Genomic DNA, 23,949 nt, shown 5'->3' with positions numbered 1-23,949 from the left:
ATGCCTGTATTTTCCAGACTGACTGAATCAAGACGACTGATCGATGAACCCTGAAAAGCTCGAACTGCTGATCACCCGTGAAATGCCCTTCGGCAAATACAAGGGTCGAATCATTGCCGACCTGCCCGGCCCTTACCTGAACTGGTTCGCCCGGGAGGGTTTCCCCCATGGCGAGTTGGGCGGCCTGCTGGCCCTGATGCAGGAGATCGATCACAACGGTTTGTCGGACTTGCTCGAACCGCTACGCGCCAAACACGGCAAGCCGGCCCCGCGCCATTGAATCACCTACCGAGTACCCCATGCCCGACAACACCCGCCGCGCCCGTGATGAAGCCTTCTGGCGAACCTTTGCCGACCGCTACGATGTCGAACCCGGCCCGCTCAACCTGGAGAACGGTTACTTCGCACGCATGTCGCGCACGGTGGTCGAGGAATATCAGCGCAACATCGAACTGATCAACCGCAGCAATTCGGTGTACGTGCGCCAGCGTTTCGAACAGGGCGACAGCCTGAAGATCCGCGCGCAACTGGCCAGGTTGATTGGCGTACCCGCCGACAGCATCGCCCTGACCCGTAACGCCTCGGAAGGTTTGCAGTCGCTGATCCGCAACTACAACCGGCTGCAGCCAGGCGACCAGGTACTGGTTTGCGATCTGGAATACGACACGGTCAAAGGCGCCATGCGTTGGCTGGCGCGTAATCGCGGTGTCGAAGTGATCGAGATCGAACACGCACACCCGGCAACCTTCGACAGCTTGCTCAATACCTATCGGGAAGCCTTCGCGCGCTATCCGCGGCTGAAGCTGATGGCCCTGACCCACGTCACCCATCGCACGGGCCTGGTGATGCCGGTGCAGGCGATTGCAGCCGCTGCAAAGGAACAGGGCATCGACGTCATCCTCGACGGCGCCCATGCCCTCGGCCAGTTTGAATTCGACCTGACCGAGCTCGGTATCGCCTTCGCCGGCTTCAATCTGCACAAGTGGATCGGCGCACCGCTGACGCTCGGCTTTATCTACATCGCACCCGAACGCCTGGCCGACATCGACCCGGACATGGGCGAGATGCATTTTCCACCCACTGACATTCGCGCCCGTACCTCGTACAGCACCCCCAACATCCCGGCGCTGATGACCCTGCCGCTGGTGCTCGAAGAACATTGGGCGATGGGCGGTGCCGCGGCCAAGGGCGCGCGGCTCAATTATCTGCGCAACCGCTGGGTCGCTGCGGCGCGGCAATTGCCGGGCGTCGAAGTCCTGACCCCGGATGACCCACGCCTGTATTGCGGCATCACCTCGATGCGCTTTACCCGGCATGCCGACCAGCAAACCATGGTCGAGCGCCTGCTCAATGAATACAACCTGTTCACCGTGACCCGCAGTGGCGCGGCATGTGGTCCGTGCATCCGCATTACACCGGGGCTTACCACCACCGCGGCCGACATGGATGTGCTGGTCAGGGCGCTGACCGAACTGGGCTGACCTCAGACGGTGTACTTGTCAAAGTCCTCGGGCTTGATCTGTGTCGACACGGCGAACGTGTCGATGCCGATGGTCATCTGCCCGAAGTAGCCGTCTTCAGCCGAATCCCGCCCCAGGGTGTGCACACTCAAGGTCGATTTTTCACCGCCCATGGTTGAGTAAAAATAGTCCTGAGCGTTGGTCAGTGCCGGTACGGATCGGCTGCTGTACGGTCGGCTACCGAGTACCGAACGAGAGGCCACTTCAGGCAGGTAAAGCTGCCCGACCCAGGCAACATGCCGTTCTTGCAGATAGTTGTTACCGGCCGTGATGCGCACGGCGACGTGAATGTGCAATGCGCGACCGGCGTAAAAACCGGGATAGATCGTGGTGAAGCGCACGATGCCCGACTTGTCGGTGAACTGCCCGCCGCGCAGATAGGTATCGTCATCGGTGCGCGGGACGGCGCCGATATCACCGGTATCGACCTCGACGTCCGGGTTGATCTTGCTCCAGCCCGAATAGGCACCGCGGGCATTGCAGTGCCAGATATCCACCAGCGCATCGGGGACCGGCTCGCCGGTCATGGCATCGACAATGGTCAGCCGCAGCACCAACGGAACGCCTTCGGCGCCTTCGCTGATGTTTCTGCGGATCAGTTTGGGGTTGCGGAAATACGGGCCGGCAATCTGTTCGGGAGACAGCAGGTAGACCGGTGCCGGGGGTGCAGCTGAGGTGGTAGCGTCCATGACGTTCTCTCTTCCATAAGATGAACGCAGGCTAGCACCGGTCGATTTTCGTTATGCGGTAACTATGTATCGCATGATGTCCTTGTCCCTGAGGGAGTGAACTTGCTCTTGATGGCGTCGTGTCAGTCAACATCCATGCAATCTGTCACACCGCCATCGCGAGCAAGCTCGCTCCCACAGGGGTACGACAACTTTCTTCAGGCAAAAAAAAACGGTGCACCGACCAAGCGCACCGTAAAGCCGTAGAACACACAACGAGGTGTAGGGTGAAGCGATCAGTCCAGCAGCGCCAAAGCCTCGGCGGTGCATTCCTGAATGCGGGCCCAGTCGCCGTTCTTGATCCACTCCGGATCAAGCATCCAGCTACCGCCCACGCACATGACGTTTTTCAATGCCATGTAGCTCTTGATATTGGCAGGTCCCACGCCACCGGTCGGGCAGAATTTCACTTCGCCGAACGGGCCGCCCAGAGCCTTGATGGCCGCGACGCCGCCGCTGACTTCGGCCGGGAATAGCTTGAAGCGGCGATAACCCAGGCCGTAGCCTTCCATGATGCCCGAGGCATTGCTGATGCCTGGCAACAGTGGAATCGGGCTGGCGACGCTGGCTTCCAGCAGGTCGCGGGTGATACCCGGCGTGACGATGAATTGCGAGCCGGCCGCTTCCGCCGCCGCCAGCATGTGGCGATCCAGCACGGTGCCGGCACCGGTCACCAGCTCCGGACGCTGCTCACGCAGAATCTGGATGGCCTTGAGGCCGAATTGCGAACGCAGGGTGACTTCCAGGGCCGTCAGGCCACCGGCCGCGAGGGCGTCGGCCAACGGCAGAACGTCCTGCTTGCGGGCAATGGTGATCACCGGCAGAATCCGCGCTTTCGCGCAAATACTGTCGATCAGGGCAACTTTGTCCGCCATGGAAACGGTCGGGGATGGGTTTGTCATAGCGGCTGTTCCTTGGCTCATGGGCACCAGTAAATCTCTAACGTGGGTTGCAGAAACGCGCGCACCGGCATTTCGGCGACATCGTCACCGGCCAGCGCGAAACTCAGGGTGGTCAGCTTGGACTGACCGGAGATCGACAGAATTTTATGTTTGGCCGAAGCCAGCAGCGCGCGGCTCATGGTCAGGCGCTGATGCGGCACGGTCGGCGCCAGCATCGGCCAGCAGCGACGAACGCCATCGACCTGTAATGCCTCGGCAAGGTTCGGGCTGTTGGGGAACAGCGATGCGGTGTGGCCGTCATCGCCCATGCCGAGGATCAGCACGTCGATCACCGGCAACTCCGACAGCAAGCGGTCGGCCTGCTCGGCCGCCTGTTCCAGGTTGGCACTGGCGCTGTACAGGCTCAGGAACTGCGCCTTGGCCGCTTGGCCTTGCAGCAGGTAACGCTTGATCAGGCCGGCGTTGCTGTCGGCGTGTTCGACCGGCACCCAGCGCTCGTCGGCCAGGCTAACCACCACGTTCGACCAGTCCAGCGTCTGCTTGGCCAGGTGCTGGAAAAACGCCACCGGGCTGCGGCCACCGGAAACCACCAGGGTCGCAGTGCCCTGGGCGTCGATCGCGTCGCTCAGTTGTTTCGCCACGTTCAGTGCCAGGCTTTCAGCCAGCAGCACCGGGCTCTTGTATGCATGGGCGCTGACGCCCTGCGGCAGTTTCAAATCAGATATCGCCATACCACGACCTCCCGTCCCGCGTGATCAGAGCAATGGAGCTCATCGGCCCCCAGGACCCGGCCGCGTACGGCTTGGGCGCATCACCGGATTTTTTCCACCCGGCGATCAACTGGTCACACCACTTCCACGCGGCTTCGATTTCATCTTTACGGACAAACAGGTTCTGATTGCCACGCATCACTTCCAGCAACAACCGCTCGTAGGCATCGGGAATCCGTGCGCTGCTCCAGGTGTCGGAAAAATTCAGCTGCAACGGACCGCTGCGCAGCTGCATGCCCTTGTCCAGGCCTTGATCTTTGGTCATGACACGCAAGGAAATGCCTTCGTCCGGTTGCAGGCGGATAATCAGCTTGTTGCTGATTTGCAGGCGCTGCTCGGGAGCGAAGATGTAGTGCGACGGTTCCTTGAAGTGGATGACGATCTGCGACAGCTTCTGCGGCATGCGCTTGCCGGTACGCAGGTAAAACGGCACGCCGGCCCAGCGCCAGTTGCGGATGTCGGCACGCAGGGCGACGAAGGTTTCGGTGTCGCTCTGGGTGTTGGAATTGGGTTCTTCCAGGTACCCCGGTACTGCCTTGCCTTCGCTGTAGCCGGCGATGTACTGGCCGCGCACCACTTGAGTGGTCAGGCCTTCCGGGCTGATCGGCGCCAGGGCCTTGAGCACTTTGACCTTCTCGTCGCGGATGCTGTCGGCGGACAGGTCGGCCGGCGGGTCCATGGCGATCAGGCAGAGCAGTTGCAGCAGGTGGTTCTGGATCATGTCCCGCAGCTGGCCGGCCTTGTCGAAGTAACCCCAGCGGCCTTCGATACCGACCTTCTCGGCCACGGTGATTTCCACGTGGGAAATGTAATTCTGGTTCCACTGGGTTTCGAACAGGCTGTTGGCGAAACGCAGGGCGATCAGGTTCTGGACGGTCTCTTTACCCAGATAGTGATCGATGCGGTAGGTGCGGTTCTCCGGGAAGAACTGCGCCACGGCATCGTTGACCTTACGCGAGGATTCCAGATCCGAACCGATGGGTTTTTCCAGCACCACACGGGTGTTTTGCGCCAGGCCGACCTTGGCCAGGTTCTCGCAAATCGCGCCATACACGGCGGCAGGAGTCGCAAAGTAGGCGATGACCCGCTGCGAACTGCCGGCGGATTCGGCCAGGGCCACATAATCATCGGGGTTGAGGAAGTCGACGTGCAGGTAGTTCAGGCGCGCCAGAAAACGCTCGACCACGGCTTCGTCCAGCTCTTTGGCACCGACATAGCGGCGCAGCTCGGAGGTGATGAACGCCAGGTGCTCCTGCTCGCTGCCCGGCTCACGGGCCAGCGCGATAATACGCGTGTCCTCGTGCAGCAGGCCGGCGCCGTCGAGTTGATAGAGGGCAGGAAACAGCTTGCGCAAGGCCAGGTCGCCAAGGGCGCCGAACAAGGCAAAGGTGCACGGTTCAACCGTAATCGAGAGCATGATGTTTGTTCTTTTATCAAGTTAAGCTACAAATACCTTTTTTCAAGGCATCACTCAAGGGAAAATGTAGTAATAACCACAACATTTTCGCAAAATACAGATTCCGAGTGGTGGTCGGTCGGAGCCATCAGTAGGATAGGCCACCGTTACGGGCCTCACCAAAGGCCCTTTTTGCATTAGCCGCGCGCTTGTTGGCGCAGGTGTAAAGGATACTTATATGGACCGCGTGCGAAATTTACTGGAGCAAATCCAGAATCGCCTTGAAGAGCTGAACAAGGCCGAACGCAAAGTCGCCGAGGTGATCCTGCTCAACCCGCAGCAGGCCACCCGCTTCAGCATCGCCGCCCTCGCCCAGGCCGCCTCGGTCAGCGAGCCGACGGTCAACCGTTTCTGCCGTTCGTTCGGTGTCAGCGGCTACCCCGAGCTCAAACTGCAACTGGCCCAGAGCCTGGCCAGTGGCGCCGCCTATGTCAGCCGTGCGGTGGAGGCCGATGACAATCCGGAGGCCTACACCCAGAAGATCTTCGGCAGCGCCATCGCCTCCTTGGACAGCGCCTGCCAGGCACTGGACCCGAACCTGATCAGTCGCGCCGTCGACCTGCTGATCCAGGCCCGGCAGATCCACTTCTTCGGCCTCGGCGCCTCGGCCCCGGTGGCACTGGATGCGCAGCACAAGTTCTTCCGCTTCAACCTCGCCGTCACGGCCCATGCGGATGTGCTGATGCAGCGCATGATTGCCTCGGTGGCCCATACCGGCGAGCTGTTCGTGATCATTTCCTACACCGGTCGCACCCGCGAACTGGTGGAAGTGGCGCGCATCGCCCGGGAAAACGGCGCCTCGGTGCTTGGCCTGACCGCCGAGAACTCGCCACTGGCCAAGGCCAGCACCCTGAGCCTGAACATCCCGCTGCCGGAAGACACCGACATCTACATGCCGATGACGTCGCGGATCATCCAGCTGACCGTGCTGGACGTACTCGCCACCGGCATGACCTTGCGCCGTGGCGTGGACTTCCAGCCGCATTTGCGCAAGATCAAGGAAAGCTTGAATGCCAGCCGGTATCCGGTTGGAGATGAGTTCAACTGATCCAACATTTGCGCTGATCGTTCTGACCTCATCGCGAGCAAGCTCGCTCCCACAGGGGATTGGTGTTGAACACAAAAACTGTGTTCACCGAAGATCCAGTGTGGGAGCGAGCTTGCTCGCGATGGCGGCAGACGCAGCACCGCAAATCCAGAGCTAAGCCCCCACCCGCGCCTGCAAACTCAAATGCGCCCGCTCCCCGGGTGCAAGGCACAGGCTGTCGGTGCCGCCGCTAGCGGCCTCTACGCAAACGAATTCGGATATCTCGTTCCAGGTCACGCCGAGCAACGGGCGTGAACCGGGATGCCACACCACCGTGTCTGCCGTATCCCCGGTATCGATGCACAACGCCCGCTGCCAGGCATGGTCGTTCAACTGCAATTCGCCGTCGTGCTGGAACACCCGCTGACACCCGCCATCAACGCGTAACTCGCCTTCCTGCTGACAAACCTGTCGGCTCAACTGATCGTAACCCTGCGCGCCTTCGAGCCCAGACAGCGCTATCTCACTGACATCGCCAATACGCCAGTAAGCGTGCAAAGCCTGGCTCAACTGGCACGGCATGTCGTCCTGATGCTCGGTGCTCAGGCGCAACTCCATGCGTTCACCCAGGTGCGCGTGCAGGTCCACCTGCCAGTCGCACAACTTCAGTTGCCAGTGCAATCGCACGCCATCGTCGTCACTGTCGCTGTCGAGCAGCTTCCAGTCGAGCAACCGCGCCCAGCCATGGGACGGCCAGGCGTTTTCGCTCGGATGCCGGCCATACCACGGCCAACACACCGGCACGCCGCCGCGAATGGCGCCGACCTGCGGCCACTTTGCCGCGCACCACAGCCAGGGTTTCTGGCCCTTGGGCTGGAAGTGCAACAACTGCGCGCCCTGACGACTGAACACCGCCTGACACAGCGGATGATCGATCACCAGCACATCGCGCGTCTGATAGCGCTCCCACGCGAACACCGGACGTTCGCGCAAGGATTTGAAGAAGCGTTGTAGCGGATGCTCAAGCATGTGCCACGGTCCTGAAAAACATGGGTGTACTCAACATTCTCACAATCCTGTAGAGCGCTTTTTGTGGCGAGGGGGCTTGCCCCCGTTGGGTCGCGAAGCGGCCCCAAAAAGGGACTGCTGCGCAGTCCAACGGGGGCGAGCCCCCTCGCCACACAAAAAAAAGCGGACAGCCATGGCTGTCCGCAAATATGCGCACATGGAGAGAAGCTTATCGCAGACGCGTTAGAACACCGACTGAATTTTCAGGCCGGCCACCAGCGCGTTGTCGACTTCATCCACACCACCCGGGTGAGTGACGTATTGCAGGTTGGGACGTACGGTCAGCCAGTTGGTCACGTGGAAGCCGTAGTTGATCTCGTAGTTGTATTCGGTTTCACGAATGGGCGAGAACAGCGGATTGTCGTATTCCGAAACACCGTTGGCCGCGTTGGTCAGCTCAGCGTTTTTCTTCACGTCATCGTTGACGTGAATACGGGCGAAACCGATGCCCACGTCATCCTTCGGACGCGCGTCGAACGGGCCCTTGTACACAAACATCAGCGACTGGTAGTTGTCGATGAAGTTGGTGTCTTTGTCGTGGAACGTTGCGTTGGCCGCGATGTTCAGACCACGGGAAGCATCGCCATTGTGGCTGGTCAGTTGCTGTTGCGCGACGAACCAGTAGCCGTGCTTGCTATCGTGGACGCGATAAGGGTTGCCGGTGGTCGCTGCGTTCTGGCCGTTGTCGTCCTTGAGAACGTCGTCGGCATCAGAGGTACTTTTGTAGTAACCGACACGGTATTCGCCCGGCAGGTTGTTGACCTTCGGCGACCAGACCAGCTCGACCGGCAGGACGGTGCCATTGGTGCCACTGCCGCTGAGCTTGAAGCCGTTACCGTGCTCCAGTTGCGACGTGTTCTGGTTGTACGCGCCAATCTGGGCGTAGAGCTCGTCATTGATGTTGTACTTCACACGGATCGCCGCCTGGCTGACCGGCCAGTTGTACCAGATGTTGGTGGCCCAGTTACCCACCTGGGATCCGCAGAACGCCAGGTTCTGGAACTCGCACGGGAAGGTGTTGAAGTCTTCACCTTCACCGAAGTAACCGGCCTTGACGTCCAGCTTGTTGTCGAAGAACTGGTGCTGAATCCACAACTGGGTCAGACGGACCATGTGGCCGCGACCATAGACTTCCTGGGAGGAACTCAAGGTGCCGGCACGCGGATCGCCGATACGATCGTTGGAGATGTTCTCACCGTTACGGTTGGTGAGCTGGATCTTGGCCTGGGTGTTATCCCAGCCGAACAGCTTCTCCAGGTCCAGCGCCGCGCCCAGGCCAAACTGGTCGGCGTAGCGCGCGGTCTTGTCATCGTTGAAGCCGCCATGCAGGTTAGCGCCGACTTCACCGACGTAATCCATCTTGATGTCGATGCCTTGCTCGATCAGCTTGGTACGCTCGCCACCCCAATCGCCCGTCATCCATTTGGAGTCGGAGCTGAACGCTTCATCGGCCATCGCATTGCCGGCCAGAACCAGTGCTGCCGCTGCTGAAACCTGGCAGATCAACCGGGCCTTGTTCTTCATCTTCATCCCTACTTCCTCGTTTTATTGTTATTAACTTTTCTTTTTTTAACGCGGTTACATCCGGTGCAACGCGCGACAGGCCGCGCATTGCGAATCCCCCCCTGTAGGAGCGAGCTTGCTCGCGATGGTGGTGTATCAGGTGACAAAGATGTTGAATGTCATTCCGCTATCGCGAGCAAGCTCGCTCCCACATTGATCTCTATCTACCTTTGAACTGTGCGACGTTGGCAGCGTGCGATTCGGTTTTCGCTACGCCGGCGACGCCCAGTCGTTCACCCGTTTTCGCATCGAACAACAGCACTTTCGCCGGATCGAATTGCAGGGTCAGGGTCTCGCCCACCGCCGGCGCCACGTCCGGCGCCAGGCGGCAGCAGACCTTGGTGTCGTTGAGATTGACGAAGACCAGGGTGTCGGGCCCGGTCGGTTCGGTGACCTGGACTTCGGCACGAATGGTCGGCAACCCGTTTGCTTCGCCGTTGGCCAGGATGATCTGCTCAGGGCGGATGCCGAGGATCACTTCGCGGTCTTCAAGACCGGCGTCCTGCATGCCCAGCGGCAATTCGCAACGGGCCTGACCGCTGTCGAGCAGCGCCAGCAGACGACCGTCCTTGCGCTGCAGGCGCAGCGGGATGAAGTTCATCGGCGGCGAACCGATGAAGCTCGCCACGAACAGGTTGGCCGGGTTGTTGTAGATGTCCTTCGGCGTACCGAACTGCTGGATGATCCCGTCCTTCATCACCGCCACTTTGTCGCCCAGGGTCATGGCTTCGATCTGGTCGTGGGTCACGTAGACCGTGGTGGTTTTCAGGCGCTGGTGCATCAGTTTCATTTCGGTGCGCATCTCGACCCGCAGCTTGGCGTCGAGGTTGGACAGCGGTTCGTCGAACAGATAAATCTTCGGCCGCCGCGCCAGGGCACGGCCCATCGCCACGCGCTGTTGCTGGCCGCCGGAGAGCTGGCCGGGCTTGCGGCTGAGCAGGTGTTCGATCTGCAACAGCTTGGAAACCCGAGCGACTTCTTCGTCGATTTCGGCAGCCGGCATTTTGCGGATTTTCAGGCCGAAGGCGATGTTGTCGCGCACGCTCATGGTCGGGTACAGCGCGTAGGACTGGAACACCATGGCGATGTCGCGATCCTTGGGGCTCATGCCGCTGATGTCGGCGTCGTCCACCAGGATCGCGCCACCGCTGATGGTTTCAAGGCCCGCGATGCAGTTCATCAAGGTCGACTTGCCGCAGCCCGACGGGCCGACCAGGATCAGGAACTCACCGTCATCGATTTTCAGTTCGATGTTCTTCAGGGTGTCCGGCAAACCGGGGCCGTAGGTCTTGTTGACGTTGCGTAATTCGAGAGTTGCCATGTTCTACCCCTTGACCGCGCCGGACGTCAGCCCGCGCAGGAAATACTTGCCAGCGAATATGTAGACCAGCAGTGTCGGCAGCCCGGCGATCATCGCGGCGGCCATATCAACGTTGTATTCCTTGGCCCCGGTGCTGGTGTTGACCAGGTTGTTCAGGGCCACGGTAATTGGCTGGGCGTCGCCACTGGCGAACACCACGCCGAACAGGAAGTCGTTCCAGATCTGGGTGAACTGCCAGATCAGGCAGACCATCACGATCGGGATCGACATCGGCAGCAGGATCTTCAGGAAGATCGTGAAGAAGCCCGCGCCATCGAGCCGTGCGGCCTTGACCAGCGCATCCGGAATGCTCACGTAGTAGTTGCGGAAGAACAGCGTGGTGAACGCCAGGCCATAGACCACGTGCACCAGCACCAGGCCAGTGGTGGTGTTGGCCAGGCCGAACTTGCCGAGGGTGAACGAGGCTGGCAGCAGCACGGTCTGGAACGGCAGGAAGCAGCCGAACAGCAACAGACCGAAGAACAGCTGTGAACCACGGAAGCGCCACATCGACAGCACGTAGCCGTTCATGGCCCCGATGAACGTGGAGATCAGCACCGCCGGCACGGTGATCTTCACCGAGTTCCAGAAGTAGCCGCCGACCACGTCCCAGGCCTTGATCCAGCCAATGCCGTCGATCACGGTCGGCCAGCTCAGCAGGTTGCCGGTACGGATGTCTTCCGGGGATTTGAAGCTGGTCAGCAGCATTACCACCAACGGGATCAAGTACACCGCTGCCGCCAGCAACAGAGTTGCGTAGATCGCGATGCGGCTGAAACTGATACCCGATTTTCCGAGTTGATTAGTCATGGCGTTTGCCTCGCAGCTCGGAGTACAGGTACGGCACGAGGATGGTCAGCACGGCGCCGAGCATCAGCATGGCGCTGGCCGAACCGATGCCCATCTGGCCACGGCTGAAGGTGAAGGAATACATGAACATCGCCGGCAGGTCGGAGGAGTAACCCGGACCGCCCGCAGTCATCGCCGCGACCAGGTCGAAGCTCTTGATCGCGATGTGCGCCAGGATCATAAAGGCGCTGAAAAACACCGGACGCAGGCTCGGCAGGACGATCTTCAGGTAGATGGTCGGCAGGCTCGCGCCATCGACTTGCGCGGCACGGATGATCGATTGATCGACACCGCGCAGGCCGGCGAGGAACATCGCCATGACAAACCCGGAGGCTTGCCACACGGCGGCGATCACCAGGCAGTAGACCACGCGATCCTGATCCACCAGCCAGTCGAGACGGAAGCCTTCCCAGCCCCAGTCGCGCAGCATCTTGTCCAGGCCCAGGCCTGGGTTGAGCAGCCATTTCCACGCGGTACCGGTGACGATCATCGACAGCGCCATCGGGTACAGGTAGACGGTGCGGATGAAGCCTTCCTTGCGAATGCGCTGATCCAGCAGCACCGCGAGGAACACGCCCAGCACAAGGCTGATGCCGATGAACATGCCGCCGAACACCGCGAGGTTCTTGCTCGCGACCCACCAGCGGTCGTTGTCCATCAGGCGCATGTATTGCTGCAGGCCGACCCACTTGTAGCTCGGCATGAAGCTGGAGTTGGTGAAGGACAGAATGAACGTCCAGATGATGTAACCGTAGAAGCCAACCAACACGATCAGCATGCTCGGCGCGAGTACCAACTTGGGTAACCAGCGTTGCAGCGCATCGAACGGTGAGGCTTTGCTGAAAACCGCCACAGAGCTCATCGGGATAATCCAGGTGGAGAAGTGAAATCCGGACAGAGTTCCCCCCTGTAGGAGCGAGCCTGCTCGCGATGGAATCAAGAACACCGGGGCCTGTCTGGATTGGCGCGGTGCCTGGTAGTCCATCGCGAGCAAGCTCGCTCCCACAATGGGATGGAGCTCTCTCTGGGGTTTGCCGCAGGATCACCTGCGGCGATTACGAGTTACTGGGCAGCTTTGACAGCCGATGCCAGTTGGGCGCTGGCCTTGGCCGGGTCAGCGTTCTTGTCGTTCATGAAGTTGGTGACCACGTCGAAGATCGCGCCCTGCACGGCCAGGGAGGTGGCCATGTTGTGCGCCATGCTCGGTTGCAGGCCGCCGGTCTTGTCGTCCACGATGAAGTCCTTGGCCGACTTCTGGGCACACTCGTCGAAGCCGAGCTTGTCCATTTCGTTCAGCATGTCGTTACGCACCGGGATCGAACCCTTGTTCATGCTGAAGACTTTCTGGAAGTCGGTACCCAACGCGACCTTGGCCAGGTCTTGCTGGGCAGCGATGTCGCCCTTGCGATCGGCCTTGAGCTTGAACACCGCCATCGAGTCGATGTTGTAGGTGAAGGCTTTTTCGGTGCCCGGGAACGCTACGCACTGGTAGTCCTTGCCGGCGATTTTCTTCGCGGCGGTCCACTCGCTTTTCGCCCAGTCGCCCATCATCTGCATGCCGGCCTTGCCATTGATGACGTCGGCGGCGGCGATGTTCCAGTCACGACCGGCGCGGTTCGGGTCCATGTAGCCGGTGATTTTTTTCAGCTCGGCGAACGACTTGGTCATCTCCGGGCCAGACAGGGTTTTCTGGTCCAGGTCGACCAGGGCTTTCTTGTAACCGTCAGCGCCCATGACCGAGAGCACCACGTCTTCGAACACGGTGCTGTCCTGCCAAGGCTGACCGCCGTGGGCGAGCGCAATGAAGCCGGCGGCCTTGAGCTTGTCGCCGGCGGCATAGAATTCTTCGAGGGTCGTCGGGGCTTTTTCGATCCCGGCTTTCTTGAACACTTCCGGGTTGATCCACAGCCAGTTGACGCGGTGGATGTTCACCGGCACGGCGACGTAGTCACCTTCGTACTTCACGGTGTCGGAGACTTTCTTCGACAGCAGGCCATCCCAGTTTTCCGCCTTGGAAACGTCTTTCAACGCGTCGGTGCTGAGCAGGCCAGTGCTGCCCCACTCCTGGATGTCCGGGCCTTTGATCTGTGCAACGCCCGGCGGGTTGCCGGCTACGGCACGACTTTTGAGTACGGTCATGGCCGTGGAACCGCCACCGCCGGCGACTGCGCCGTCCTTCCAGGTGAAGCCGTCTTTTTCGACTTGAGCCTTCAGGACATCGACCGCTGCTTTTTCACCACCGGAAGTCCACCAGTGAACGACTTCAACGGAACCTTTGGATTCGGCGGCCAGGACACTGAGGGGGAGCGCAGACAGGGAAGCGAGAGAAATGACAGTAGCGAGGCGAGAAATCGCATTCATCTAGGAGCACCTTTCTTGTTGTTATGCATGCAAGTCTGTTGCTTGCGCTGCATAAGATTCTAAACAGGGGATATCCCCTCGCAGGTAACGAAGGGATGCGCGAATGTCACCGCATGGTTACATAGAACCGCTCTGGGACGGCTGCGTCAGCGCCGTGGCCATGCTCGGCGCCAGCGCCAGGCGCGGAATCAGCACGGCTTGCCAGGCGTGGTAAAGATCAGGCTTGCCGGGCCAGATATCGGCACTCGGACGGTTCAGCGGGTCGAGTTCGTGATGCCAGCTGCCGTCTTCGCGGTCGATGAAATGACTGTCACAGAACTCCCAGAACAGTCGGTACCAGTGTTCGTATTGCTCTTCACCGGTGCGTTTGAGCAGCGCACTGGCGGCTGCACTGGCTTCACAATGGGTCCAGTGCAGGCGATGGCGGACCACCGCTTTGTTGTCCCAGTCCAGGGTGTAGACAATGCCCGGCGCGCCATCGACGTCCCAGCCATGGAGGCAATTGTGCTCGAACAGTTTTTGCGCATCGGTGACCAGCCAGCCCGGCGTGAGCATCCCGGCCCTCACCCGCGAAGCTTCGAGATGCAGCAACAGCCGCGCCCACTCGAAACCATGGCCCGGGGTGGTGCCGTAGGGGCGGAAGCCGTCGGCCGGGTTGTCGCGGTTGTAGTCCCGCAGTGGCTGCCAGGCGCGGTCGAAATGCTCGATCACCAGGTAATCGTTGGCAGCGGCGTGGCCATGAATTACGCGCTCGACAATCCGATGGGCACGGCTGAGCCAACGGTTGTCATCGGTGACATCGGCCAGGGCGAGGAAGGCCTCGGTGGCGTGCATGTTGCTGTTGGCGCCCCGGTACGCCTCCTCTTCGCTCCAGTCGCGATTGAAAGACTCGCGCATCGCGCCTTCTTCTTCGCTCCAGAAATAAGTGTCGATGATATCGATCGCGTCATCGAGCAACGCTTGCGCACCGGGGCGCTGCGCGACCACCGCAGAACTGGCGGCCAGCGCGACGAAGGCATGCAGATAGGCGTTCTTGCCGGTATTGCCGTCGCGATGTTCGGCAGTCGCGAACCAACCGCCATGCAGCGCATCCCGCAGTGGCCCGCGCAGTGCCGCGACACCGTGATCCACCAGCTCGGCAAAGCCCGGCAGCCCTTGGACATGGGCCATGGCGAAGCTGTGGGTCATGCGCGCGGTGTTCATGGTCTGGGCTTGCGCATCAGGCGGGAGGCGGCCTTTTTCATCGAGGTTGCCGAAGCCTTCAGGCAGTTTCGAAGCCTTGGCGAAGGTCAGCAGGCGCAAGCCTTCGGTGGCGAGCCATTGCTGATGGGCAGGTGCGTTCAGCCAACTGCTGAAGACCGGTTGGAAGGTGTCCATGGCGTACCTTTTTTGTTGTTATGACTGTGGGGCAGCATAAACAACGGACGAAGGTCGGCTTGTAACGAAGGGGGTGGGTTATGTCACCAGCTTGTGACAATGGACACAGACATTGAGTGAAATACTTGTGGCGAGGGGGCTTGCCCCCGTCCGGCTGCGCAGCAGTCGTAAAATCAGCGACCTGATTTTTACAGGCAGTCTGTGGGTGATGGTTTTGGGACCGCTTCGCGGTCCAACGGGGGCAAGCCCCCTCGCCACAGGGCGGTGTCAATCCACTGAGCGGGGCAACTGCAACGTTACCCGCAACCCGCCTTCACGCAAATTCTGCAAACTCACCTCACCACCATGGCTATGGGCAATGTTGCGGGCAATCCCCAACCCCAAGCCGTAACCCTGCTGCTGCCCGGCCAGGCGGAAGTGCGGTTCGAACACCTGCTCCAGGCGCTGCTCCGGCACGCCCGGCCCCTCGTCATCGACATGCAGGATGAACGCGCTTTCGTCGTCATCGATGTGCAGGTGCGCGTTCTGCCCGTACTTCAGCGCATTGTCGATCAGGTTGCCGATGCAGCGCTTGAGCGCCAGCGGTTTGCCCGGGTATGCCGCCAGTGCCCGCCCCTGCTGGGTCACGCGGCCGTTGCCGTTCGGCGCGAGATAGGGTTCCACCAGACAGTCGAGCACATGGTTGAGATCCACCGGCTCGATGTTCTCGTGGATGTCGGTGTCTTTCACGCATTGCAGCGCGCCCTTGACCAGCAACTCCAGCTCGTCCAGATCGCGCCCGAACTTGGCTTGCAGTGTTTCGTCTTCGAGCAATTCAACCCGCAGGCGCAAGCGGGTGATCGGCGTGCGCAGGTCGTGGGAAATGGCGCTGAACAACTGGCTGCGTTCGGTCAGGTAACGGCTGATGCGCTCGCGCATGGTGTTGAAGGCGCGCCCGACCTCGACCACTTCGCTGCCACCGCCCTCGGCCACCGGTTCCACGTCGGCCCCCAACGACAGGTCCCGCGCCGCCCGCGCCAGGCGCTTGAGCGGACGACTCTGCCAGTGCACCAGCAGGCCGATGAACAACAGCAAAAAGCTGCTGGTCAGGACGATGAACCACACCTGCTGCGCCGGCAGGCCCTGCTCTTCAAGACTGGTGTAGGGCTCGGGCAGCAGCGAGGCGATGTACAGCCATTCCCCCGGCGCCATCTGGATCTGCGTGACCAGCACTGGCGGGTTCACCGGTTCCAGGGTCAGCGCGTAGTGCGCCCAGGAACGTGGCAACTCATCGAGCTTCAGGCCGCCATTGAAGATGCGCAGGTCTTCCGGGCTGACGAAGGTCACCGAGATGTCCGTGTCCTGGCCGAGGGACTGGCGCAGCACTTCGTCAACCGCCTTGAGCACCGCCTCTTTACGCGGGGTGTTGGGCAGCACTTCCATGCCCAGGGGTTTGTCGTTGAGCGTCACCACGAACCGGGTGCCACCCATGCTGCGCAATTGATCGAGCACCAGGGGCCGAAACGCCACCGGCAACGAACGGAAATAACTGACGCTGGCGGTCATTGAATGGGCCAGGCTGCGGGCACTGGTGACCAGGCCCTCGAGCTGCGTGGCGCGCAGTTGCGACACCCAGATCACACTCGACAATGCCTGGGCGAACAACACCGCCAGCAGGGTCAACAGCAACATCCGCCCGAGCAGCGAACGCGGCATCGGCACCTTGGCGGCGAGCTTGCGCAAAGCCTCAGTGACCATTGCTGGCAACCACGTTGGCCGCCAGTTGGTAGCCGCTGCCACGCACGGTGCGGATCAGCCGTGGCGGTTTTTCCGTGTCGCGCAGACGCTGGCGCAACCGGCTGACCGCCATGTCGACGATGCGATCCAGGGGCATCAGTTCGCGGCCGCGGGTGGCGTTGCCGATGGTGTCGCGGTCGAGGATTTCCTGTGGATGATCGAGGAACAGTTTCAGCAGCGCGAAATCGGCGCCCGAGAGAATCACCTCTTCGCCGTCGATGTGAAACAGCCGATGGCTGACCATGTCCAGCCGCCAGTCATCGAAGGCCAGCACTTCGCCGCCACTGCGCTCCTGACCGAACTGCGCGCGGCGCAGCAACGCCTTGATCCGTGCCTGCAACTCCCGTGGGCTGAAGGGCTTGCCGAGGTAATCGTCGGCGCCCAGTTCCAGGCCGATGACGCGATCGGCTTCGTCGGAACTGGCGGTGAGCATGATGATCGGCACCTGCGCCTGGCGCGGATGCTGGCGAATCCAGCGGCACAGGCTGAAGCCGTCTTCGTCGGGCAACATCACATCAAGGATCACCAGATCACTCGGCGCCTCGTTCAGCGCCTGGCGAAAGCCGGCACCGTCGGGCGTGGTACGTACCTGGAAACCGGCGCGGGTCAGGTAGGTATCCAGCAACTCGCGTATCTCTTGATCGTCATCGACCAACAAAATCGACTTGTTGACTGAGCTCACGGGCGGCGTCCTTGTTGTTTGAATTGGGGCGGATTATGCCTTAAGCACCGATTTTACAAACACCACAAAACCACTGTAGGAGCGAGCCTGCTCGCGATGGACTTGAAGGCACCGCGTACATTCAGAAAGCACGCGTTATCGTTGACGTCCATCGCGAGCAGGCTCGCTCCTACAGGTAATCGGGTTTCAAGCGGGGATTGATTGTTCCAACGCCACACCCGCGCCCATCAACCCGGAATACGGCGCCGTCACCAGCCACACCGGAATCCCCTTGAAGTAGTCGCTCATGCAACCCTTGTCGGCGAAGCAGCGGGCGAAACCGCTTTCGAGGAAGAAATCGGCAAAGCGCGGAATCACCCCGCCCACGATGTACACGCCACCGCGTCCACCGGTGGTCAGCACGTTATTGCCGGCCACGCGACCGAGCCAGCAGCAGAACTGTTCAAGCACTTCCACGGCAATCGGGTCGCCCGCCAGCCCGGCAGCGGTGATGGCTTCCGGTGTGTCGAGCACCGGCGTGTGCCCGTCCACCGCACAGATCGCCCGATAGACACGGGGCAAGCCGCCACCGCTCAAGGCTGTTTCCGCACTGACATGGCCAATTTCGTTGAAGATGTGCTGCCAGAGCTGTGTTTCACGCGGGCTGCTCAATGGCAGATCGACGTGACCGCCCTCCCCCGGCAGCGCGGCAAAACGGCCCGCGCCCAAATCGAGCAAGGTGCCGACGCCCAGGCCTGTGCCCGGGCCAATCACCACCGCCGGGCGCAACGGCTCCGGCGTGCCTTCGCAGACCACGCGGAATTCGCCGGGCTGCAGACGGGTCATACCCAGGGCCATGGCCGAGAAGTCGTTGACCAACAACAGCTGATCCACCTGCAAGGTCTGGCAAAAGCCCTTGCGGCTCAGGCGCCAGTGATTGTTGGTGAACCTGAATTCGTCACCACTCACCGGGCCCGCCACCGACAGGCACACCGAACCGATCGAACCCGGCGCCAGCCCCAGACCATTAAGGTACAGGCTGATCGCATCGACAGGGCTGGGGAAATCTGCCGTTGCCAGCACCTGGACCGATTCCAGCTGCTGGTTTTTCCACAACGCGAAACGTGCGTTGGTCCCACCGATGTCACCGACCAAAGCCAGTTTCAATTAAGCGTCTCCAGAGCAGAAGTAAAGGCGCTGGCGCCCTGCTCCGCCGAGCTGAAGGCCATGCGCATGAAACCGAACAGCTCGCGACCGGTGCCGATGTTGTTGCCCAACAGGCCCTTGGCCGGCGTGCGCGCTGCGAATTCTTCGGCGTCCACCTTAAGCTCCAGGGTGCCTTTGACGCCATCGACGCGGATGATATCGCCCTCTTGTACCCGCGCCAAAGCGCCGCCGACATAAGCTTCGGGGCTGACATGAATGGCCGCCGGGATTTTCCCCGACGCGCCGGACATGCGCCCGTCGGTCACCAGCGCGACTTTGAAGCCGCGATCCTGCAACACGCCGAGGAACGGCGTCATCTTGTGCAGCTCTGGCATGCCGTTGGAGCGCGGGCCCTGGAAGCGCATCACCGCGACAAAATCCTTCTCCAGCAAACCGGCCTTGAACGCATCGGCCAGGTCCTGCTGATCCTGGAACACCATGGCCGGCGCTTCGACGATCTGGTTTTCCACGGCCACGGCGGAGACTTTCATCACGCCACGACCCAGGTTGCCTTCCATCACCCGCAGGCCGCCTTCGGCCGAGAATGCACGGGCGACCGGACGCAGGATGCTTTCGTCGAGGCTGTCGGTCACGCCTTCACGCCAGACCAGTTGGCCATTGTCGAGGAACGGCTCCTGGGTGTAGCGGCTCAGGCCGTGGCCCATCACGGTGTTGACGTTTTCGTGGAGCAGCCCGGCTTCCAGCAGTTCACGGATCAGGAACGACATGCCGCCCGCAGCCTGGAAGTGGTTGATGTCGGCTTTGCCGTTCGGGTAGACGTGGCTCAGGGTCGGCACGACTTCGGAGAGGTCGGCCATGTCCTGCCAGGTCAATTGAATGCCCGCCGCCATGGCGATGGCCGGCATGTGCAGGGTGTGGTTGGTCGAACCGCCCGTGGCATGCAACGCGACAATCGAGTTGACCAGCGAACGCTCGTCGACGATTTCGCCGATCGGCATGAAGTCGCCGTTCTGCTTGGTCAGGCGCGTGACCTGGTGCGCGGCTTCGCGGGTCAAGGCATCGCGCAACGGCGTGTTCGGGTTGACGAAGGACGCGCCCGGCAGATGCAGGCCCATGACTTCCATCAGCAACTGGTTGGTGTTGGCGGTGCCGTAGAAGGTGCAGGTGCCAGGGCTGTGGTAGGACTTCATTTCCGATTCCAGCAGCTCTTCGCGAGTCGCCTTGCCTTCGGCGTACTTCTGGCGCACATCGGCTTTCTGCTTGTTGGAAATGCCCGACACCATCGGCCCGCCCGGCACGAAGATCATCGGCAGATGGCCGAAGCGCAGCGCACCCATCATCAGGCCCGGCACGATCTTGTCGCAGATGCCGAGCAGCAGCGCGCCGTCGAACATGTTGTGGGACAGCGCCACGGCAGTGGACAACGCGATCACTTCGCGGCTCGGCAGGCTCAGCTCCATGCCCGGCTCGCCCTGGGTCACGCCATCGCACATGGCCGGCGTGCCACCGGCGAACTGACCGACGGAGCCGATTTCGCGCAGGGCTTTCTTGATCAGTTCGGGGAAGACTTCGTACGGCTGGTGTGCCGAGAGCATGTCGTTATATGACGAAACTATCGCGATGTTCGCGGAGTTCATCATCCGCAGGCTGTGCTTGTCGTCGCTGCCGCAACCGGCCACGCCATGGGCGAAGTTGGCGCACTGCAGCTTGCCGCGCATCGGACCGTCGCTGGCCGCACCGCGGATCAATGCAAGGTAGGCCTCACGCGTGGCGCGGCTGCGGGCGATAAGCCGTTCAGTGACCTCAAGGACGCGGGGATGCATGTGTAGAACTCCAGGCTAACGGATGTGGCGACCTGATTGTCTATGCTGATCAAAGGCCGGTGTCGATGGGATGACAGACGGTTTATTTGACCATTCGGACCAGTTGATTCAGGTCGCTCGTTGTAGATCGAACAAAATATTGCCATCAAAAAGGCTTGTTTTCTATTTTTTTACGAATAATCTTGTAATTCCAACAACAAAACGACGGTAGCGCCGCACTATGACTCTTCGAATCGCAATCAATGGTTTTGGCCGCATCGGCCGTAATGTCCTGCGCGCACTCTATACCCAGGGCTACCGTCAGGATCTGCAGATCGTCGCCATCAACGACCTGGGCGACAGCGCGATCAACGCTCATCTGCTCAAGTACGACACCGTTCACGGCACATTCGATGCCGATGTCCAGCACGACCAGGAGAGCCTGACGGTCAACGGCGACCGTATTTCGGTCAGTGCCATCCGCAACCCGGCCGACTTGCCTTGGGCCGCGGAAAAGATTGATGTGGTGTTCGAATGCACCGGTCTGTTCACCGACCGGGCCAAGGCCGCTGCGCATATTACGGCGGGCGCGCGCAAAGTGATTATCTCTGCCCCGGCCAAAGGCGCCGACGCCACCGTCGTCTACGGGGTGAACCACGACATTCTGCGCCAATCGCACCAGATCATTTCCAACGCGTCGTGCACCACCAACTGCCTGGCCCCGGTGGCCCAGGTGCTGCACCGCGAACTGGGCATCGAAAGCGGTCTGATGACCACCATTCACGCCTATACCAACGACCAGCACCTGACCGACGTCTATCACGTCGATCCGTACCGCGCCCGTTCGGCCACCCAGAACATGATCCCGAGCAAGACCGGTGCTGCTGAAGCGGTGGGCCTGGTGCTGCCGGAACTGGCGGGCAAATTGACAGGCATGTCGGTGCGCGTACCGGTCATCAATGTATCGCTGGTGGACCTGACGGTGCAGCTCAAGCGCGAAGCTTCGGCCGCTGAGGTCAATGCGCTGATGAAAGAAGCCAGCCAGCACTCGAAGATCCTTGGGTACAACACCCTGCCGCTGGTCTCCAGCGACTTCAACCACAACCCGCTGTCGTCGATCTTCGACGCCAACCACACCAAATCCAGCGGCAAATTGCTCAAGGTACTGGCGTGGTATGACAACGAATGGGGCTTCTCCAACCGCATGCTCGATAACTGCCTGGCGCTGTGCAACGCCGAATAAGCAGCACGTCCCTTCCTTCTTGTAGGAGCGAGCTTGCTCGCGCTGGTCGTGAACGATGACAAGGGTAGCCTGAATGAACGCGGGGCCCTTGCATCCATCGCGAGCAAGCTCGCTCCTACAGGGTACGTGTCATTTCTGGAGCCAGCATCGATGATCGGCATCAGCTTTACGCAAAAGACCATGGCGGCGCGCAAGCGTATCGCCCTGGTTGCCCATGACCACTGCAAGGTGTTCTTGCTGGACTGGGCCGAACGGCAAAAAGACAGACTGGCCCAGCATGATCTGGTCGCCACCGGCACCACGGGGTTGTTGTTGCAACAACGCCTCGATCTGCCGGTGCAAAGCATGATCAGCGGGCCACTGGGCGGCGACCAGCAGCTCGGTGCGCAAATCGCCGAGCAGCGGGTCGACATGCTGGTGTTCTTCTGGGACCCGTTCGAGCCACAGCCCCACGACCCGGATATCAAGGCGTTGCTGCGGGTCGCGGCAGTGTGGAACATCCCGGTGGCGTGTAACGAATGCAGCGCCGACTACCTGCTCAGCAGCCCGCTGATGGATCAGGCGCACCTCCATCGGATTCCCGATTACGCCACCTATTTGCAAGGTCGCGCGTAAAGCGTCACAAATCAGTGCTTGACCACTCGAGTAGATGATAAGCATTATCATCTACTCGAAATGGATCAGGTTCTCCCGTGAGTCAGTCGCGCTTCAACCACGTTTTCCTCACCCAGCGCACCTCCCTGCTGCGCACGCTGGAGCGGATGGTCAACAATCACAGCACCGCTGAAGACCTCTTGCAGGAAACTTACCTGCGGGTGACCCGGGCATTGAGCGAACGGGCCATCGATCATCTTGAGCCCTTTGTCTTCCAGACGGCGCGCAACCTGGCGCTGGACCATTTGCGCGCGCGACGCATCCATTCGCGCACCATGGTCGACGACGTGCCGCAGGAGGTGATGCACAGCATCGCCGCCGCCACCAGCAGCGCCGAAGACGCCGCCCACGCCGAACAATTGCTGGAGCGTTTGAACGTGAGCCTCAGTGAACTCAGCACCCGCCAACAGCGGATTTTCATCCTCAGCCGCCTGCACGGGCACAGTTACCAGGAAATCGCCGAGGAGTTGAACGTGTCCCTCAGCACCGTGCAGAAAGAACTCAAACTGATCATGTCGATCTGCATCGGGGTTGCCGATCGCTTGAACGCCAACTGAGCGCCAAGGCCCTGCGCTTACCTGGACCGACTGCGCTGATCATCGGGCTTTGCTACCCTTGGCCCACTTTTACGCTTCACTAAAAAAACAGCCGTGCACAGACACTGCCGAGGAAACACCGTGACGGACAACCACCGCTCCCCCGAGCCTTCATCGGCGCAGGACCCCGCAAGCGCGATGGACCAGGCCCTGGACTGGCTGATTGTGCTCGGCAGTCCCGACGAGGAGCAGAGCCGCCAATTCCATGCATGGCTCGACGCCGATCCGTTGAATGCCCAGGCGTTCGCCAAGGCCCAGGCGATCTGGGACGGCCCGCAAGTGGCGCAATGCGCGCAAAGCCTGGCCGCCCGTCCGGCGAAAGTCACTGTCCTCGCCCGTCTGCGTCCGCACTGGAAACCACTGGCCACCGCCGCCGTGCTGCTGCTCGGGCTGTTCAGTTTCAGCAGTTTGCCGATGCGCCTGCAGGCCGATCACCTGACTGTGGTCGGCGAGCGCCAGCGCTTGCAACTGGAGGACGGTTCCAGGGTTCTGCTCAATACCAATTCGGCGTTCTCAAGCACCATCAACGACCAGCAACGTGTTGCCCGCCTGTATCAGGGCGAAGCGTTTTTCGAAGTGCAGGCCAATCGCGGCCAACCACTGGAAATCGACGCCGGCCCGGTCACGGCCAGCGTTCGCGATACCGCATTTGCCGTGAGTTACCTGGACGGCGTGGCGCAGGTGCAGGTACAGCGCGGCGACGTCGACTTGCGCGCCACTCGGGATGACGCGCGGGTACGCTTGTCCGCCGGGGAAAGCATTCGCATCGGCCCCAACGGCTTCGACCGCCCGGCCAAGCTGGATGCCGCCACCGACCTGGCGTGGGTCCAGGGACGGCTGGTGTTCGAAAACTGCCCGTTGAACCAGGTACTGGCAGAACTTCGCCGCTATTACCCGGGCTGGATCATCAACAACAACGAACAGTTGGCCGATGTCACCGTGACCGGCAACTACCGTCTCGATCAGCCGCTGGACGTGGTTCGCTCCCTGGCCCACATCACCTCGGCCCGGCTCCAGGAATTCCCGGCGCTGGTCATCCTGAACTGAATGAGAATTATTTTTACTCGAT

General features: G+C 61.0%; 22 protein-coding genes. 7 read left to right on the top strand and 15 right to left on the bottom strand.

Going from position 1 to position 23,949, the window contains the following annotated elements; translation table 11 throughout:
• Window positions 1–43: 43 nt before the first annotated feature.
• Together AC1RP7_RS10645 and AC1RP7_RS10640 are read left to right on the top strand one after the other, a co-directional pair.
• Window positions 44–280, top strand: coding sequence for a DUF3820 family protein (locus AC1RP7_RS10645; protein ID WP_003227425.1), 237 nt, complete (start codon window positions 44–46; stop codon window positions 278–280).
• 19 nt (window positions 281–299) lie between these two features.
• Window positions 300–1,481: an aminotransferase class V-fold PLP-dependent enzyme gene (locus AC1RP7_RS10640; protein ID WP_090457401.1), complete on the top strand. Its 1,182-nt coding sequence runs from the start codon at window positions 300–302 to the stop codon at window positions 1,479–1,481.
• A 2-nt stretch (window positions 1,482–1,483) separates the two neighbouring features.
• On the opposite strand, the gene AC1RP7_RS10635 is transcribed toward AC1RP7_RS10640, so the two are convergent.
• The 4 genes from AC1RP7_RS10635 to zwf form a co-directional block, all read right to left on the bottom strand.
• A complete protein-coding gene (locus AC1RP7_RS10635; protein WP_493181185.1) occupies window positions 1,484–2,209 on the bottom strand; it encodes an intradiol ring-cleavage dioxygenase in 726 nt (241 codons plus the stop codon).
• Between the two features lie 275 nt (window positions 2,210–2,484).
• Complete coding sequence (locus tag AC1RP7_RS10630) at window positions 2,485–3,150, bottom strand: bifunctional 4-hydroxy-2-oxoglutarate aldolase/2-dehydro-3-deoxy-phosphogluconate aldolase (RefSeq protein WP_493181186.1); 666 nt, start codon at window positions 3,148–3,150, stop codon at window positions 2,485–2,487.
• A 17-nt stretch (window positions 3,151–3,167) separates the two neighbouring features.
• Entirely contained in the window at window positions 3,168–3,881 is a 714-nt protein-coding gene (gene pgl, locus AC1RP7_RS10625) for a 6-phosphogluconolactonase (RefSeq protein WP_057713555.1), read from the bottom strand.
• Entirely contained in the window at window positions 3,868–5,337 is a 1,470-nt protein-coding gene (gene zwf / locus AC1RP7_RS10620) for a glucose-6-phosphate dehydrogenase (protein WP_057713554.1), read from the bottom strand. Before zwf ends, pgl begins: the two co-directional genes overlap by 14 nt.
• A 226-nt stretch (window positions 5,338–5,563) precedes the next feature.
• Between zwf and AC1RP7_RS10615 the strand changes: the two genes are divergently transcribed.
• Window positions 5,564–6,424, top strand: coding sequence for a MurR/RpiR family transcriptional regulator (locus tag AC1RP7_RS10615; protein WP_170948639.1), 861 nt, complete (start codon window positions 5,564–5,566; stop codon window positions 6,422–6,424).
• Window positions 6,425–6,577: 153 nt separating this feature from the next.
• On the opposite strand, the gene AC1RP7_RS10610 is transcribed toward AC1RP7_RS10615, so the two are convergent.
• The 11 genes from AC1RP7_RS10610 to edd form a co-directional block, all read right to left on the bottom strand.
• A complete protein-coding gene (locus tag AC1RP7_RS10610) occupies window positions 6,578–7,432 on the bottom strand; it encodes a D-hexose-6-phosphate mutarotase (protein ID WP_223503507.1) in 855 nt (284 codons plus the stop codon).
• A gap of 222 nt (window positions 7,433–7,654) precedes the next feature.
• Window positions 7,655–9,001 carry a carbohydrate porin gene (locus AC1RP7_RS10605; RefSeq protein WP_150813279.1) on the bottom strand — a complete coding sequence of 449 codons (1,347 nt, stop codon included), beginning with the start codon at window positions 8,999–9,001 and terminating at the stop codon, window positions 7,655–7,657.
• A 193-nt stretch (window positions 9,002–9,194) separates the two neighbouring features.
• Window positions 9,195–10,355, bottom strand: a complete 1,161-nt coding sequence (locus AC1RP7_RS10600) for an ABC transporter ATP-binding protein (RefSeq protein ID WP_493181187.1) — start codon at window positions 10,353–10,355, stop codon at window positions 9,195–9,197.
• A gap of 3 nt (window positions 10,356–10,358) precedes the next feature.
• Window positions 10,359–11,204, bottom strand: a complete 846-nt coding sequence (locus AC1RP7_RS10595; protein ID WP_007974434.1) for a carbohydrate ABC transporter permease — start codon at window positions 11,202–11,204, stop codon at window positions 10,359–10,361.
• Window positions 11,197–12,105: a carbohydrate ABC transporter permease gene (locus AC1RP7_RS10590; protein WP_007974433.1), complete on the bottom strand. Its 909-nt coding sequence runs from the start codon at window positions 12,103–12,105 to the stop codon at window positions 11,197–11,199. The genes AC1RP7_RS10595 and AC1RP7_RS10590 overlap by 8 nt, the downstream gene beginning before the upstream one ends.
• A gap of 200 nt (window positions 12,106–12,305) precedes the next feature.
• A complete protein-coding gene (locus tag AC1RP7_RS10585) occupies window positions 12,306–13,604 on the bottom strand; it encodes an ABC transporter substrate-binding protein (protein ID WP_493181188.1) in 1,299 nt (432 codons plus the stop codon).
• Between the two features lie 117 nt (window positions 13,605–13,721).
• Window positions 13,722–14,981: a D-mannose isomerase gene (locus AC1RP7_RS10580; protein ID WP_493181189.1), complete on the bottom strand. Its 1,260-nt coding sequence runs from the start codon at window positions 14,979–14,981 to the stop codon at window positions 13,722–13,724.
• Between the two features lie 267 nt (window positions 14,982–15,248).
• Entirely contained in the window at window positions 15,249–16,676 is a 1,428-nt protein-coding gene (locus tag AC1RP7_RS10575; RefSeq protein WP_218543368.1) for an ATP-binding protein, read from the bottom strand.
• A 31-nt stretch (window positions 16,677–16,707) separates the two neighbouring features.
• The gene (locus AC1RP7_RS10570) at window positions 16,708–17,439 is read right to left on the bottom strand and encodes a response regulator (RefSeq protein WP_008050538.1); all 732 of its coding nucleotides are present in this window, start codon (window positions 17,437–17,439) and stop codon (window positions 16,708–16,710) included.
• Window positions 17,440–17,625: 186 nt separating this feature from the next.
• Entirely contained in the window at window positions 17,626–18,585 is a 960-nt protein-coding gene (locus AC1RP7_RS10565; protein ID WP_493181190.1) for a glucokinase, read from the bottom strand.
• The gene (edd, locus tag AC1RP7_RS10560) at window positions 18,582–20,408 is read right to left on the bottom strand and encodes a phosphogluconate dehydratase (protein ID WP_057713545.1); all 1,827 of its coding nucleotides are present in this window, start codon (window positions 20,406–20,408) and stop codon (window positions 18,582–18,584) included. The genes AC1RP7_RS10565 and edd overlap by 4 nt, the downstream gene beginning before the upstream one ends.
• Before the next feature lie 220 nt (window positions 20,409–20,628).
• Here edd and gap point away from each other — a divergent pair, with 220 nt between their 5' ends.
• The 4 genes from gap (at window position 20,629) to AC1RP7_RS10540 (ending at window position 23,927) form a co-directional block, all read left to right on the top strand.
• Window positions 20,629–21,630: a type I glyceraldehyde-3-phosphate dehydrogenase gene (gap, locus tag AC1RP7_RS10555; protein ID WP_057713544.1), complete on the top strand. Its 1,002-nt coding sequence runs from the start codon at window positions 20,629–20,631 to the stop codon at window positions 21,628–21,630.
• Window positions 21,631–21,780: 150 nt separating this feature from the next.
• Complete coding sequence (locus tag AC1RP7_RS10550; protein ID WP_057713543.1) at window positions 21,781–22,245, top strand: methylglyoxal synthase; 465 nt, start codon at window positions 21,781–21,783, stop codon at window positions 22,243–22,245.
• 77 nt (window positions 22,246–22,322) lie between these two features.
• Window positions 22,323–22,841 (top strand): RNA polymerase sigma factor, encoded by a 519-nt coding sequence (locus AC1RP7_RS10545; protein ID WP_349735187.1) that lies wholly within the window; start codon window positions 22,323–22,325, stop codon window positions 22,839–22,841.
• Window positions 22,842–22,961: 120 nt separating this feature from the next.
• A complete protein-coding gene (locus AC1RP7_RS10540; protein WP_057713541.1) occupies window positions 22,962–23,927 on the top strand; it encodes a FecR family protein in 966 nt (321 codons plus the stop codon).
• Window positions 23,928–23,949: the final 22 nt, after the last annotated feature.

The organism is Pseudomonas sp. GW822-FHT01E03, from assembly GCF_058802985.1.
This window is presented reverse-complemented; position numbering and strand designations above follow the sequence as displayed.